Raw genomic sequence first — 14384 nt, forward strand, 5'->3', positions numbered from 1 at the left:
TAGCCCTACCGCGCGAAAAGGCCTTGCTGCAGGACGGAATAAGCAGATTCGGGTTTGCTGCGGTTCAAACGCCTATTCAGTTCGCACCGGTATGGTGCTGGCGCCTGTTTCAGCACTGCCGACAGGATCGGCAAAACGTGTTACCGGAAGACACACGCGGCGACGCCGATGCGATTCCACAATCCTGAACTGGACGGTATAGTCCACCGCGTGAACCCGGCCTACCTCCCCGTTGCCCTCGATGCACGCGATGAGCGTGTGTTCGACGCCGTACGCGAACTGCTGGCCCAGCAGGGCATGCAGATGAGCATGGAGGCGGTGGCCCAGCACGCCGGCTGCTCCAAGCAGACCCTGTACTCGCGCTACGGCAGCAAGCAGGAACTGCTGCGCCGGGTGATGCAGCGCCACGTCGGCCACGCCACCGGCGCCATGGTTCGTGCACTCCGCACTGACGACCTGCGTGCCAGCCTGCTCCAGTTCGCCACCGACTTCCTGGAGCACTTCAACCAACCGCACGTGGGCCAGGCCTGCCGGCTGATCGCCGCCGACGCGGCCCAGTTTCCCGAAGAGGCGCGTACGCTGTACCGGCATGGAGCCGGCGCACTGACGCTTCATCTTGCTGAATGGATTGAAACCGTTTGCATGCGTGGCCAGCTCCGGCATGACGACCCGCACTTCATGGCCGAACTGCTGCTGAGCATGATTGCCGGTCAGGATTTCGACAAACAGCGTTTCCATACCCCCCATCGTGATGACGCGCGGCTGCGTCGGCGCTGGGCAGAGTTCTCCGTCGACAGCTTCCTGCGCGCCTTCGCGCCTCAGCCGTCGCCGGCCCCGTCTTCAAACCAACCCCGGAGTTCCTCCTGATGACCGCCCCACTCCGCACCCTTGCCTTGACGTGCGCCGTTGCTGTCGCGCTGGCTGCCTGCAAGAAGCCGGAACAGCAGACGCCCCCGCCGCCGGAGGTGGGCGTGATCGACGCCAAGCCGCAGACCCTGCCGCTGCAGCGCGAGCTGGTCGGTCGCCTGTCGCCGTTCCGCAGCGCCGACGTGCGTGCGCGCGTGCCGGGCGTGCTGCTCAAGCGCGTCTACCAGGAAGGCTCGCAGGTCAAGCAGGGCCAGACCCTGTTCCTGATCGACCCGGCGCCGCTGCGTGCCTCGCTCAACGCCTCCGAAGCACAGCTGGCATCGGCCCGCGCGACCTACGCCAACGCCAAGGTGGCCGCCGACCGTGCACGTTCGCTGGCGCCGCAGCAGTTCGTCTCCAAGTCCGACCTGGACAACGCTGAATCGGCCGAGCGTACCGCGCTGGCGGCGGTCAAGCAGGCCGAAGCAGCGGTGACTTCCTCGCGCATCAGCCTGGGCTACACCGAAGTAACCGCACCGATCAGCGGCGTGGCCAACAAGCAGCAGGTCACCGAAGGCGCGCTGGTCGGCCAGGGCGATGTGACCCTGCTGACCACCGTCGACCAGCTCGACCCGCTGTACGTGAACTTCTCGCTGAGCGTGGACGAGCTGACCCAGCTGCGCGCGCAACAGGCCAAGGGCGCGCTGGCGCTGTCGGGCGACGGCAAGGCCACGGTGAACGTCAAGCTGGCCGATGGCAGCACCTACAGCGAGCCGGGCACCCTGGACTTCTCCTCGACCACGGTCGACCCGGCCACCGGTGCGGTGTCGTTGCGCGCGTTGCTGCCGAACCCACAGCAGATCCTGCTGCCGGGCGCCTTCGTCAGCTTCCAGGCCAACCTGGGCGAACGCAACAATGCCTTCCTGGTACCGCAGCAGGCCCTGCTGCGCGACACCACCGGCGGCTACGTGATGGTGGTCGGCGCCGACGGCAAGGTCGTGCGCAAGAACGTGAAGACCGATGGCGCGCAGAACGGCAACTGGCTGGTCAGCGACGGCCTGGCCGCCGGCGACAAGGTGATCGTGGCCGGCGTGCAGAAGGTCAAGGAAGGTGCACCGGCGGTGGCCAAGCCGTGGACCCCGGGGCAGGACGCCAACGGCAAGCCGGCCGCAGGCGGCGCCGCTCCGGCGGGCACCGCACCGGCTGCTGGCAAGGCACCGGCCGACGCGGCCAAGCCCGAGCAGGCCGATGCGGCCAAGCCGGCCGCCACCGATTCGAACAAGCAGTAACGGGAACCTTCCGTCATGCCTAAATTTTTCATCGAACATCCAGTCTTCGCCTGGGTGGTGGCGATCCTGATCTCGCTCAGCGGCGTGATCGCGATCCTCAACCTGGGCGTGGAGTCCTATCCCAACATCGCCCCACCGCAGGTCACCGTCTCGGCCACCTACCCGGGCGCCAGTGCCGACACCACGGAAAAATCGGTCACCCAGGTGATCGAGCAGCAGCTGACCGGTATCGATCACCTGCTGTACTTCAGCTCTTCCTCGTCGTCCAACGGCCGTGCGCAGATCACCCTGACCTTCGAGACGGGTACCGATCCGGACATCGCCCAGGTGCAGGTGCAGAACAAGGTCTCGCTGGCCACGCCACGACTGCCTTCGGAAGTGACCCAGCAGGGCGTGGTGGTGGCCAAGGCCAACGCCGGCTTCCTGATGGTGGTGGCGCTGCAGTCCGATACCCCGACCATCAACCGTGATGCGCTGAACGACATCGTTGGTTCGCGCGTGCTCGACCAGGTCTCGCGTATCCCCGGCGTCGGCAGCACCCAGCAGTTCGGTTCCGAGTACGCCATGAACATCTGGCTGAACCCGGAAAAGATGCAGGGTTATGGCCTGTCGGCCAGCCAGGTGCTGGCTGCGGTGCGCGCGCAGAACGTGCAGTTCGCCGCCGGTGCGCTTGGCTCGGATCCGTCGCCGGAAGGCCAGCACTTCACCGCCACGGTCTCGGCCGAAGGCCGCTTCAGTTCGCCGCAGGAGTTCGAGAACATCATCCTGCGCGCCAACGCTGACGGCTCGCGGGTGCTGTTGAAGGACATCGCCCGCGTTGCCTTCGGTGCCAACAACTACGGTTTCGACACCCAGTACAACGGCAAGCCGACCGGTGCCTTCGCCATCCAGCTGCTGCCGGGCGCCAACGCCCTGAACGTGGCCGAGGCGGTGCGCGCCAAGATGGACGAGCTGCAGCCCAGCTTCCCGGCCGGCGTGACCTGGTTCTCGCCGTACGACAGCACCACCTTCGTCAAGATCTCGATCCAGGAAGTGGTCAAGACGCTGTTTGAAGCAGTGTTCCTGGTGTTCCTGGTGATGCTGATCTTCCTGCAGAACTTCCGCGCCACGCTGATCCCGACCCTGGTCATCCCGGTGGCGCTGCTCGGTACCTTCCTGGGCATGTGGATGATCGGCTTCACGATCAACCAGCTGACCCTGTTCGCGATGGTGCTGGCGATCGGCATCGTGGTCGATGACGCGATCGTGGTGATCGAGAACGTCGAACGCATCATGACCGAGGAAGGCCTGGCGCCGAAGCCGGCCACGCAGAAGGCGATGACCCAGATCACCGGCGCGGTGGTGGCGATCACCGTCGTGCTGGCTGCGGTGTTCATCCCGTCCGCCCTGCAGGGCGGCGCCGCCGGTGAGATCTACAAGCAGTTCGCCCTGACCATCGCCATTTCGATGGCGTTCTCGGCGTTCCTGGCGCTGGGCTTCACCCCGGCGCTGTGCGCGACCTTCCTGAAGCCGACGCACAACGACAATCCGAACATCGTCTACCGCACCTTCAACAAGTACTACGACAAGATCAGCCACACCTATGTCGGCCACATCACCTCGGCGGTGCGCCATGCGCCGCGCTGGATGATCCTGTTCGTGGTGCTCACCGCACTGTGCGGCTTCCTGTTCACCCGCATGCCGGGCAGCTTCCTGCCGGAAGAAGACCAGGGCTATGCGCTGGCGATCGTGCAGCTGCCGCCGGGCTCGACCAAGGGCCAGACCAACGAAGTGTTCGCGCAGATGCGTGGCATCCTGGAAAAGCAGGATGGCTATGAAGGCATGCTGCAGGTGGCCGGCTTCAGCTTCGTCGGTTCCGGCGAGAACGTCGGCATGGGCTTCATCCGCCTGAAGCCGTGGGAGGAACGCAAGTTCACCGCGCCCGAGTTCATCCAGAACATGAACGGCGCGTTCTACGGCATCAAGGAAGCGCAGATCTTCGTGGTCAACCTGCCCACCGTGCAGGGCCTTGGCCAGTTCGGCGGCTTCGACATGTGGCTGCAGGACCGCAGCGGTGCCGGTTACGAGCAGCTGACGCAGGCCCGCAACATCCTGCTCGGCCAGGCCGCGCAGAAGCCGGACCACCTGGTCGGCGTGCGCCCGAACGGCCTGGAAAACGCGCCGCAGCTGCAGCTGCATGTGGACCGCGTGCAGGCGCAGTCGATGGGCATGTCGGTGTCGGACGTGTACAGCACCATCCAGCTGATGCTGGCCCCGGTGTACGTCAACGACTTCTTCTACGAAGGCCGCATCAAGCGCGTGACCATGCAGGCCGATGGTCCGTATCGCACCGGCCAGGAGTCGCTGAAGAGCTTCTACAGCCCCTCCAGCCTGACCAAGAACGCCGATGGCACCAATTCGATGATCCCGCTGAACACGGTGGTCAAGTCCGAATGGGTGTCGGCACCGCCGTCGCTGAGCCGCTACAACGGCTACTCGGCGATCAACATCGTCGGCTCGCAGGCCCCAGGTACCAGCTCGGGCGAGGCGATGCAGACCATGGAGAGCATCGTCAACGACGACCTGCCGGCCGGCTTCGGCTACGACTGGTCGGGCATGTCCTACCAGGAAATCCTGGCTGGCAACGCGGCGACGCTGCTGCTGGTGCTGTCGATCGTAGTGGTGTTCCTGTGCCTGGCCGCGCTGTATGAGAGCTGGTCGATCCCGGTGGCAGTGCTGCTGGTGGTGCCGCTGGGTGTGCTCGGTGCCCTCGGCCTGTCGATGCTGCGCGGCCTGCCCAACGATCTGTTCTTCAAGATCGGCCTGATCACCGTGATCGGCCTGGCGGCGAAGAACGCGATCCTGATCGTGGAGTTCGCGGTGGAGCAGCGCGCCGCCGGCAAGAACCTGCGCGATGCCACCATCGAAGCGGCCCGCCTGCGTTTCCGCCCGATCCTGATGACCTCGTTCGCGTTCATCATGGGCGTGATCCCGATGGCGATCTCCACCGGCGCGGGCGCCAATTCCCGCCACGCCATCGGTACCGGCGTGATCGGCGGCATGCTGTTCGCCACCCTGCTCGGCCTGTTGATGATCCCGGTGTTCTTCGTGGTCGTGCGCCGCATGCTGGGCGACAAGCTGGATGAACCGTCCAAGGAGTTCATGGAACGCCAGCGCGACGCGGATGCAGCACACCGTCCGGATCGTTGATCCAGCGGTGAACTGAAACGAGAAAGGCCCCGGTGCGATCCGGGGCCTTTTTTGTTGCCGCTTCTGGACCCATGCCGCCCCAGGTCGGCATCTACCGGAGCGACGCATACCCGGTAGTCGCCAACCTTGGTGGGCGCTGTCCGGGCAGCGTCTCAGCGCAACACTGCGATCACCACGCATGCCGCCACAATCGCCAGTGCAGGCCATTGCATCGGCAGGAAGAAGAAGTGATGCGGAGCATGCTGCCCAGGTACACGCGGCTTTCGATTGAGCACGAAACCCAGCACCGTGTTGATTGCCGAGCCAAGGCCGAACGCCAGCAGGACCTGGCTGAGTGAAGTATTGCCGCGACCCACCGCTGGATCCGGGAACAGGATGAGGATGAGCAGCACGGCAGCGATCGGTGTGAGCAGGGTCAGCAGCCCTGCGCCTCGATAGATGAGCATGTGGTGGCGTCCATGAACGGTGGAGCATTCTGCGACCAAGGAGCGGGAATGCCAATGAATCGTTGGCATGTCGCCTGCCCGGAGACCGGTCGCATACGGCCTGTACTGAAAAGTCCCTTCCACTGCTGCGCCGACAACGAGGCGCTCAAGGCGTCTACCGGTTTCGCATAAGGCCCCCGCTTTGGATTCCTGGGCGCGCAGAAGTGCGGCACGCCCGGATCGTTGCTATCCAGATGCCTCCACGGCAATCGATCCGATGCCGCCCAGGAGACAGTTCATGGAAAGAGCACCACTACGACGCTTCAGCCGCCCCGCCCTTCTGCTTGGCGCGCTCTTCGCGGCCAGCAGCGTCCAGGACGCACATGCGGCAGGCGTCCTCGTCTGCGACAACTGTCGCGATCCACGCGCACTGGCGCTTTACTCGGGCACGGGGCCCACCATCGTCGTCGACTTCCAGCAGCGCCGGCTCCATGGCTTCGATGTGGAATACGATCGCGAGCTGCGTCGGTATCGCGCCACCAGGGCGCAGATTCCCGGGCCAATCAACGCATCCTTCAATCGGATCATGGGGATGCTCGACAACAACGTGCCAACCGTACAGTTCGCGCCGCGGCAGTGGACCGGAAGAGGAGTCCAGTACGAGGTTCATCCTGATGACCCGCAATACGCCAACGGCATAGGCTTCCCGGAAGAGCACAAGAACCTCAACGCCTACGATGTCGTGCAGATGGCAACCGAGCGATTCAGGCTGGAGAGCGCCATGGGCAAGGCATTCACTGGCGCCACGACATCGTCGAGGGCCTGGAACAGCATGGCGACATTCCTGTCCTCGATCGGCCTGAGCTTCGTCAGCAAGGCCCTCGGAATCGACGGTGCAATCTACAGGATCACCTGGCGCGATGGCTCGAAGACTACGCTGGTCATCGTCTCTTCGTCAGTGGACACCGCCAGATACGTGCAAGGCCAGAGCAAGGACGCCAATGGCAACATGATTCCCGACGGCGCGGCAACCAGCCCCGGCCTGGCCCAACACTTCGCCGGCACCTACAACTTCAACAGCCGGGACGATCTGGATCGATGGATCGACTCCGGTCGCCTCTATGGGGTGAACATGTTCCCCGGTGCTCCACCTGAGTCGCTGCAGATCGTCTGTGAATGGAACGGAACGGATATCGTTTGCCGATTGCCACGTTGATCGCACAAGGGAAACGGGGCGGCAATCGCCGCCCCGTCGCGTCCATCAGCGCAACCCGGTCTCGTTGCGCGCGATCACCAGGCGCTGGATCTCCGAGGTGCCCTCGTAGATCTCGGTGATCTTGGCATCACGGAAGTAACGCTCCAGCGGCATCTCCTTCGAGTACCCCATGCCGCCGTGGATCTGCACCGCCTGGTGCGTGATCCACATCGCTGCTTCCGAAGCGGTCAGTTTGGCCACCGCTGCTTCGGTGCTGAAACGCTTGCCCTGGCCCTTCACCCACGCGGCACGCAGGGTCAGCAGCAGCGCTGCGTCCAGCTTGCACTTCATGTCGGCGATCTTGGCCTGGGTCATCTGGAAGGTGCCGATGGCCGCGCCGAAGGCCTTGCGCTCCTTCACGTATTCCAGGGTCGCCTCATAGGCGGCGCGGGCGATCCCGATGGCCTGCGAGGCGATGCCGATGCGGCCAGCATCGAGCACGCTCATGGCGATCTTGAAGCCCTCGCCTTCCTGGCCCAGCACGTCTTCGGCCTGCGCCACGTAATCGTTGAACTCGATCTCGCAGGTGGCCGAAGCGCGGATGCCCAGCTTCGGCTCGGTCTTGCCGCGACCGAAGCCCGCCTTGTCGGTATCGATGAGGAAGGCGGTGATGCCGCGCGCGCCCTTGTCCGGCTCGCTCATCGCGAACAGCACGATGTACCTGGCCACCGGGCCGGAGGTGATCCAGCTCTTCTTGCCGTTGATGACGAAGGTGCCGTCGGCCTGCTTCACCGCGCGGCAGCGCATGGCGGTGGCATCGGAGCCGGACTGCGGCTCGGTCAGCGCGAACGCGCCGATGGCCTCGCCCTCGGCGATGGCACGCACGTAGGTCTGCTTCTGCTGCTCGGTACCGTGGGTGAGGATGCCGTTGCAGAACAGCGAGTTGTTGACCGACATGATGGTCGAATGGGCTGCGTCGGCGGCGGCGACCTCCACCATCGCCAGCACGTACGCAACCGGGTCCATGCCCGCGCCACCGTATTCGGTCGGCACTTCGATGCCCATCAGGCCGTTCTCGCCCAGCAGGCGGATGTTGTCGAGCGGGAACTCGCCGGTACGGTCATGGTGCTCCGCGCTCGGGGCGATCTTCTCCTGCGCGATGCGCCGCGCAACGTCCTGCAGCATCAACTGCTCTTCGGTAAAGCTGAAATCCACAACACCCTCCCGGGTACATGAAGTTATGGGCTACATACGGCGCGCCCAGGTGCCCCGATTGTACCGGGGCCCGGCTGTTTCCGTACGCTGGCGACTTGACCGCGACGGGCCCTTTCAGCGAATATATCTCTATATCGCGATAGGTAGATATTTATGGATCTTGAAGACTGGTCGACCCGCCTGAAGGTGTTCGCCGATGCGACCCGCGTGCGCCTGCTGGCGCTGCTGGAGCAGGAGGAACTGACCGTGGCCGAACTGTCGGCGATCACCCGGCTGGCACAGCCACGCGTGTCCACCCACCTGGCGCGCCTGAAGGAAGCCGGCCTGGTCCGCGACCGCCGTGCGGGCGTATCGGCCTATTACCGCTTCGACGAGGCCCAGCTGGACCCGGCGCAGCGTGCATTGTGGCATGCCTTGAGCAACGGAAGCGATGACCCGCTGCTGCGCCAGGACGCTGAACGCGTCGCTGCCGTGCTGGCCCACCGCGCCTCCGACCAGAACTGGGCCGACAGCGTGGCCGGCGACATGGAACGCCACTACTCCCCGGGGCGCACCTGGGAAGCCCTCGCCCGCACCGCGCTGCCGCTGCTGGAGACCGGCGACGTGCTGGACATCGCCTCTGGTGACGGCGTGCTGGCCGAACTGGTGGCCCCGCATGCCAAGCGCTACATCTGCATCGACACCAGCGCGCGCGTGGTCGCCGCCGCCAGCGAGCGCCTGCGCCGTCTGCCCAACGTGGAAGTGCGCGAGGGCGACATGCATGCGCTGCCCTTTAAGGACAACAGTTTCGATCTGGTAGTGCTGATGCACGCGCTGACCTACGCCAGCAAGCCGGCGCAGGCGGTGACCGAAGGCGCGCGCGTGCTGCGCCCGGGCGGGCGCCTGCTGCTGTGCAGCCTGGCCCGCCATGAACACAAGGCCGCGGTGGAGGCCTACGGCCACGTCAACCTCGGCTTCAGCGACAAGGAGCTGCGCAGGTTCGTCGACAAGGCCGGCCTGCAGGTATCCAGCCTGGAGACGGTCACCCGCGAGAAGCGTCCGCCGCACTTCGAAGTGATTTCGCTGATCGCCCACAAACCCTGAGCCCGAGAACGCCATGCCTGCCCTGCCCTGGTTGCATCCTGAGCGTGCCAACGCCCTGCTCGACGCCCTGCGCGAGCGGATCCTGATCATCGACGGTGCGATGGGCACGATGATCCAGCGCCACGGCCTGCAGGAAGACGATTACCGTGGCGAACGCTTCGCCGGCGGTTACGATCACAGCCATGGCCCCGGCTGCGACCACGGCACGCCGGAGGGCCATGACCTGAAGGGCAACAACGATCTGCTGCTGCTGACCCGGCCGCAGATCGTCGCAGACATCCACACCGCCTACCTGGAAGCGGGCGCGGACCTGGTCGAGACCAACACCTTCAACGCCACTTCGGTCAGCCAGGCCGACTACCACCTCGAACACCTGGTGTACGAGTTGAACAAGGCCGGCGCTGCGGTCGCGCGCACCTGTTGTGACGCCGTGGCCGCAACCACCCCGGGGAAGCCGCGCTTCGTGATCGGGGTGGTCGGCCCGACCAGCCGCACCGCCTCGATCAGCCCGGACGTGAACGATCCGGGCTTCCGCAACACCAGCTTCGACGAACTGCGCGACACCTACCGCGAAGCCATCGAGGGCCTGATCGACGGCGGCGCCGACACCATCATGGTCGAGACCATCTTCGACACGCTCAACGCCAAGGCCGCGCTGTATGCGCTGGAGGAAGCGTTCGATGCGCGCGGCGCGCGGTTGCCGGTGATGATCTCCGGCACCATCACCGACGCTTCCGGTCGCACCCTGTCCGGGCAGACTGCGGAAGCCTTCCATGCCTCGCTGGCGCATGCTCGGCCGCTGTCGATCGGGCTGAACTGCGCGCTGGGCGCCGATGCGATGCGACCGCACGTGGAAACCCTTGCGCAGGTCGCCGACTGCTACGTCAGCGCACACCCCAATGCCGGTCTGCCCAATGCCTTCGGCGAGTATGACGAGACGCCGGAGGACATGGCCAGCACCCTGCGAGGCTTCGCCGAAGATGGCCTGCTGAACCTGGTCGGCGGCTGCTGCGGCTCCACGCCCGACCATATCCGCGCCATTGCCGCGGCTGTGGCCGGGCTGCCGCCGCGCGCACTGCCCGGCACCCGGGAGCAGGCCGCATGAATGTCGCCGCCACCGTTCCGCACTTCCCGCCCTATTGCTGCTGAGCCGACGCCTGCCATGACGCCTGTCCGCCCTACCCGCCTGTCCGGCCTGGAACCCCTGGTCATCACCCCGGACCTGCTGTTCATCAACGTCGGCGAACGCACCAACGTGACCGGCAGCGCGCAGTTCCGCAAGCTGATCAAGGAAGGCCGCTACGAAGAAGCGGTGGACGTGGCCCGCCAGCAGGTGGCAAGCGGCGCGCAGATCCTCGACGTCAACATGGACGAGGGCCTGATCGATTCGGAAGCGGCGATGACCCGCTACCTCAACCTGATCATGTCCGAGCCGGACATCGCCCGCATCCCGGTGATGGTCGACTCCTCCAAGTGGAGCGTGATCGAGGCCGGCCTGAAGTGCCTGCAGGGCAAGAGCGTGGTCAACTCGATCTCGCTGAAGGAAGGCGAGGCGCTTTTCCGCGAACACGCGCGCAAGGTCCTGCGCTATGGCGCCGCCGCGGTGGTCATGGCCTTCGATGAAAGCGGGCAGGCCGATACGTGTGCGCGCAAGGTCGAGATCTGTACCCGCGCCTACCGCATCCTCGTCGACGAGATCGGCTTCCCACCGCAGGACATCATCTTCGACCCGAACATCTTCGCCGTCGCCACTGGCATCGAAGAACATGACAACTATGCGGTGGACTTCATCGAAGCCACCCGCATCATCAAGCAGACGCTGCCGCACTGCCATGTGTCCGGCGGCGTCTCCAATGTCTCGTTCTCGTTCCGCGGCAACGAAACGGTGCGCCAGGCCATCCATTCGGTGTTCCTGTACCACGCCATCGCCGCCGGCATGGACATGGGCATCGTCAATGCCGGTGCCATGCCGATCTACGATGAGCTGGAGCCGGAGCTGCGTGAGCGCGTGGAGGATGTGATCCTCAACCGCCGCAGCGATGCCACCGAACGCCTGCTGGAGATCGCCGAGCGCTACAAGGGCAGGAAGGGTGCGGCGAAGACCGAAGACCTGGCCTGGCGCGACAAGCCGGTGGCGCAGCGCCTGGCGCATGCACTGGTGCACGGCTTGGATGCCTTTGTCGAGGAAGACACCGAGCTGGCCCGGCAGGCCTCCAGCCGCCCGCTGGACGTGATCGAAGGCCCGCTGATGGACGGCATGAACATCGTCGGTGACCTGTTCGGCGCCGGCAAGATGTTCCTGCCGCAGGTGGTGAAATCCGCGCGTGTGATGAAGAAGGCCGTGGCCTACCTGCTGCCGTACATCGAGGCGGAGAAGGCGCGCAGCGGCGACACTGCCAAGAGCAACGGCAAGATCATCATGGCCACGGTGAAGGGCGATGTGCATGACATCGGCAAGAACATCGTCGGCGTGGTCCTGGCCTGCAACAACTTCGAGGTGGTCGACCTTGGCGTGATGGTGCCGGCGCAGAAGATCCTCGATGCCGCGCGCGAGCACAACGCCGACCTGATCGGCCTGTCCGGTCTGATCACTCCCTCGCTGGAGGAGATGAGCCACGTCGCCCGCGAGATGGAGCGCCAGGGTTTCAATCTGCCGCTGCTGATCGGCGGCGCCACCACCTCGCGCGCGCACACCGCGTTGAAGATCGACCCGCACTACAAAGCGCCTACGGTGTGGGTGAAGGACGCCTCGCGCGCGGTCGGCGTGGCCCAGTCGCTGATCTCGCGCGACCTGCGCGAAGCCTTCGTTGCCGCCAACGAGGCCGACTATGCCGAGATCCGGGCACGGCACCGCAATCGTGGCGATGCCAAGCGCCTGGTGTCGCTGGAACATGCACGCGGGCAGAAGTTCCAGGGCGACTGGGGGAACTACACGCCGCCCGCACCGAAGCAGCCAGGCCTGCACGTCTTCGATGACTATCCGCTGGCCGAGCTGGTCGAGTACATCGACTGGACGCCGTTCTTCCAGGCCTGGGAGCTTGCCGGCAAGTTCCCGGCGATTCTCACCGACGAGATCGTCGGCAGCCAGGCCAGCGAGCTGTACCGCGATGCCCGCGCGATGCTCGACCGCATCGTCGGCGAGAAGTGGCTGACCGCCAAGGCCGTGTTCGGCCTGTGGCCGGCCAACAGCGTCGGCGACGACGTGCGCGTGCAGCACCCACAGGGCGAGACCACCCTGCACTTCCTGCGCCAGCAGGTGGACAAGCCGGCCGAGCGTCCGGATTTCTGCCTGGCCGATTTCATCGCGCCGACCGACAGCGGCAGGCAGGACTGGATCGGCGCGTTCGCGGTCACTGCCGGCATCGGCATCGATGCCCACGTGGCGCGCTTCGAAGCCGAGCATGACGACTACAACGCGATCCTGCTGAAGGCCTTGGCCGACCGCTTCGCCGAAGCCCTGGCCGAGCGCCTGCATCAGCGCGTACGCACGGAATTCTGGGGTTATGACCAGGCCGAGACGCTGGACAACGACGCCCTGATCGATGAGCAGTACCGTGGCATCCGCCCCGCCCCCGGCTATCCGGCGTGCCCCGAGCACAGCGAGAAGCGGCGCCTGTTCGATCTGCTGCGGGCCGAGGCCAACGCCGGCATGGAACTGACCGAGAGCTTTGCGATGCTCCCGACCGCCGCAGTGTCGGGCTACTACTTCAGTCATCCGCAAAGCCAGTACTTCGTGGTCGGGCGCCTCAGCCGCGAGCAGGTCACCGACTACGCCCGGCGCAAGGGCGTGGAGCGCGCCCAGGCCGAGCGCTGGCTGGCCTCCAACCTCGACTACGATCCCGAATGACCCGAAAAGGGGACGGAGAGGATCAAGTCGTCTGTGCCTCAAACGACTTGATCCCCTCCGTCCCCTTTTTGCTTCATCATTCCGCGATGACCGTTCCCGTTGCCCGTCTTTCCAGCTTCTACCTGTTCTATTACGCGGCGCTGGGCGCGTTCACTCCGTACTGGAGCCTGTTCCTCACTGCGCGCGGGATGAGCGTGACCGCCATCAGCGTGATGATGGGGCTGTGGTATGCCACACGCGTGGTTGCACCCAGTGCCTGGACCTCGCTGGCAGCCACCTCACCGCGGCCGATCCGACTGTTGCGCATCGGCTGCGTGCTGACCCTGATCAGCTTCGCCGCATTCCTGCTGCCTCTGCCGCAGCCATGGATGTATCCGGCGATGATCGTGTTCTGCTTCTTCTACAACGCGGTGATGCCGCAGTTCGAGTCGATCACCCTCACCCATCTCGGCAGCGACAGCCACCGCTACGGCCTGATCCGGGTCTGGGGTTCGCTTGGCTTCATCGCCATCGTCACCCTGTTCGGCTGGCTGATCGAAGGTGACGGCACCGCCGGCCGCGCCGGGCTGCTGCCCTGGATGATGCTGCCGCTGTTCGTCCTGCTGGTCGCCTCGGCCTTCAGCAACCACTACGCACGCGACATCGGCAGGACCGGCGGCGATGCCAGCGGCTTCTGGCAGATCGTGCGCCGCCCGCCGGTGCTGGCGTTCTTCCTGGCCGCTTTCATGGAGCAGCTCTCGTTCGGCCCGTACTACACCATCTTCTCGGTCTACATGGACCACCACGGCTATCGCACATCCACGCTCGGCCTGCTCTGGACCATCGGCGTGGTGTTCGAAGTGGGCGTGTTCTTCACCATCGGCCGCTTCTTCCGCCGCTATGACGCCAGCTGGATGCTGCTGATCGCGCTGGTCAGTTCCTGCCTGCGCTGGGCCGTGACCGCACTGTTCCCGGAAAACCTGCCGGTGATGCTGCTGGCGCAGACCGCGCACGCGCTGGGCTTTGCCGCGTTCTTCGCCGCGGCGATGCAGATGCTGGCGATCTACTTCCCCGGACGCCTCAATGGCCATGGCCAAGGCCTGCTGTACGGTTTCTCGTCCGGTGTCGGCGGCGTGCTGGGCGCGCTCATCGCCGGCCAACTGTGGAAAATCGACGAGGGACGCACGGCCTTCCTCGCCGGTAGCGGATTCGCTCTGGTCGGCGCACTGCTGTGCTTCTTCGCGCTGAGCCTGCCGTTGATCCGTGCACGCCGCAGCACTGCGCGCGTCCGGTAACGAAAACGCCGGGCAATGCCC

10 protein-coding genes are annotated in these 14384 nt (G+C 65.4%); 8 read left to right on the forward strand and 2 right to left on the reverse strand.

Annotation, left to right across the window (positions count from 1 at the left end; all coding sequences use genetic code 11):
* The first annotated feature begins 210 nt into the window (after positions 1-210).
* Genes AC5P99_RS04240 through AC5P99_RS04250 form a run of 3 tightly spaced genes read left to right on the forward strand, consistent with a single transcriptional unit; the run spans position 211 to position 5324 of the window.
* A complete protein-coding gene (locus AC5P99_RS04240) occupies positions 211-867 on the forward strand; it encodes a TetR/AcrR family transcriptional regulator (RefSeq protein ID WP_005410245.1) in 657 nt (218 codons plus the stop codon).
* On the forward strand, positions 867-2135 hold the full coding sequence (locus AC5P99_RS04245; RefSeq protein WP_049448991.1) for an efflux RND transporter periplasmic adaptor subunit: 1269 nt from the start codon (positions 867-869) through the stop codon (positions 2133-2135). The genes AC5P99_RS04240 and AC5P99_RS04245 overlap by 1 nt, the downstream gene beginning before the upstream one ends.
* Positions 2136-2150: 15 nt before the next feature.
* Positions 2151-5324, forward strand: a complete 3174-nt coding sequence (locus AC5P99_RS04250; protein WP_005413921.1) for a multidrug efflux RND transporter permease subunit — start codon at positions 2151-2153, stop codon at positions 5322-5324.
* 152 nt (positions 5325-5476) lie between these two features.
* Here the strand turns inward: AC5P99_RS04250 and AC5P99_RS04255 are convergent, their stop codons facing one another.
* Entirely contained in the window at positions 5477-5839 is a 363-nt protein-coding gene (locus AC5P99_RS04255; RefSeq protein ID WP_239522811.1) for a hypothetical protein, read from the reverse strand.
* 208 nt (positions 5840-6047) lie between these two features.
* On the opposite strand from AC5P99_RS04255, the gene AC5P99_RS04260 reads away from it, so the two are divergent.
* Positions 6048-6965, forward strand: coding sequence for a hypothetical protein (locus tag AC5P99_RS04260; protein ID WP_088436563.1), 918 nt, complete (start codon positions 6048-6050; stop codon positions 6963-6965).
* Between the two features lie 45 nt (positions 6966-7010).
* Here AC5P99_RS04260 and AC5P99_RS04265 read toward each other — a convergent pair whose 3' ends face one another.
* Positions 7011-8159 (reverse strand): acyl-CoA dehydrogenase family protein, encoded by a 1149-nt coding sequence (locus tag AC5P99_RS04265; RefSeq protein WP_005410250.1) that lies wholly within the window; start codon positions 8157-8159, stop codon positions 7011-7013.
* 153 nt (positions 8160-8312) lie between these two features.
* Here AC5P99_RS04265 and AC5P99_RS04270 point away from each other — a divergent pair, with 153 nt between their 5' ends.
* The 4 genes from AC5P99_RS04270 to AC5P99_RS04285 all read left to right on the forward strand — a co-directional run bounded on the left by AC5P99_RS04270 (position 8313) and on the right by AC5P99_RS04285 (position 14363).
* On the forward strand, positions 8313-9242 hold the full coding sequence (locus tag AC5P99_RS04270) for an ArsR/SmtB family transcription factor (protein ID WP_005410251.1): 930 nt from the start codon (positions 8313-8315) through the stop codon (positions 9240-9242).
* A gap of 13 nt (positions 9243-9255) precedes the next feature.
* The gene (locus tag AC5P99_RS04275; RefSeq protein ID WP_033835833.1) at positions 9256-10347 is read left to right on the forward strand and encodes a homocysteine S-methyltransferase family protein; all 1092 of its coding nucleotides are present in this window, start codon (positions 9256-9258) and stop codon (positions 10345-10347) included.
* 57 nt (positions 10348-10404) lie between these two features.
* On the forward strand, positions 10405-13089 hold the full coding sequence (gene metH, locus AC5P99_RS04280; protein WP_049448980.1) for a methionine synthase: 2685 nt from the start codon (positions 10405-10407) through the stop codon (positions 13087-13089).
* Between the two features lie 86 nt (positions 13090-13175).
* The gene (locus tag AC5P99_RS04285) at positions 13176-14363 is read left to right on the forward strand and encodes an MFS transporter (protein ID WP_088436562.1); all 1188 of its coding nucleotides are present in this window, start codon (positions 13176-13178) and stop codon (positions 14361-14363) included.
* Positions 14364-14384 lie beyond the last annotated feature (21 nt).

The organism is Stenotrophomonas sp. YJH_SMC_80 (genome assembly GCF_059372495.1).

Coding starts and splice junctions, on each gene's coding strand:
- AC5P99_RS04245 (WP_049448991.1), top strand. CDS start 867: ATGACCGCCCCACTCCGCACCCTTGCCTTGACGTGCGCCGTTGCTGTC.
- AC5P99_RS04285 (WP_088436562.1), top strand. CDS start 13,176: ATGACCGTTCCCGTTGCCCGTCTTTCCAGCTTCTACCTGTTCTATTAC.
- metH (WP_049448980.1), top strand. CDS start 10,405: ATGACGCCTGTCCGCCCTACCCGCCTGTCCGGCCTGGAACCCCTGGTC.
- AC5P99_RS04270 (WP_005410251.1), top strand. CDS start 8,313: ATGGATCTTGAAGACTGGTCGACCCGCCTGAAGGTGTTCGCCGATGCG.
- AC5P99_RS04275 (WP_033835833.1), top strand. CDS start 9,256: ATGCCTGCCCTGCCCTGGTTGCATCCTGAGCGTGCCAACGCCCTGCTC.
- AC5P99_RS04255 (WP_239522811.1), bottom strand. CDS start 5,839: ATGCCAACGATTCATTGGCATTCCCGCTCCTTGGTCGCAGAATGCTCC.
- AC5P99_RS04250 (WP_005413921.1), top strand. CDS start 2,151: ATGCCTAAATTTTTCATCGAACATCCAGTCTTCGCCTGGGTGGTGGCG.
- AC5P99_RS04260 (WP_088436563.1), top strand. CDS start 6,048: ATGGAAAGAGCACCACTACGACGCTTCAGCCGCCCCGCCCTTCTGCTT.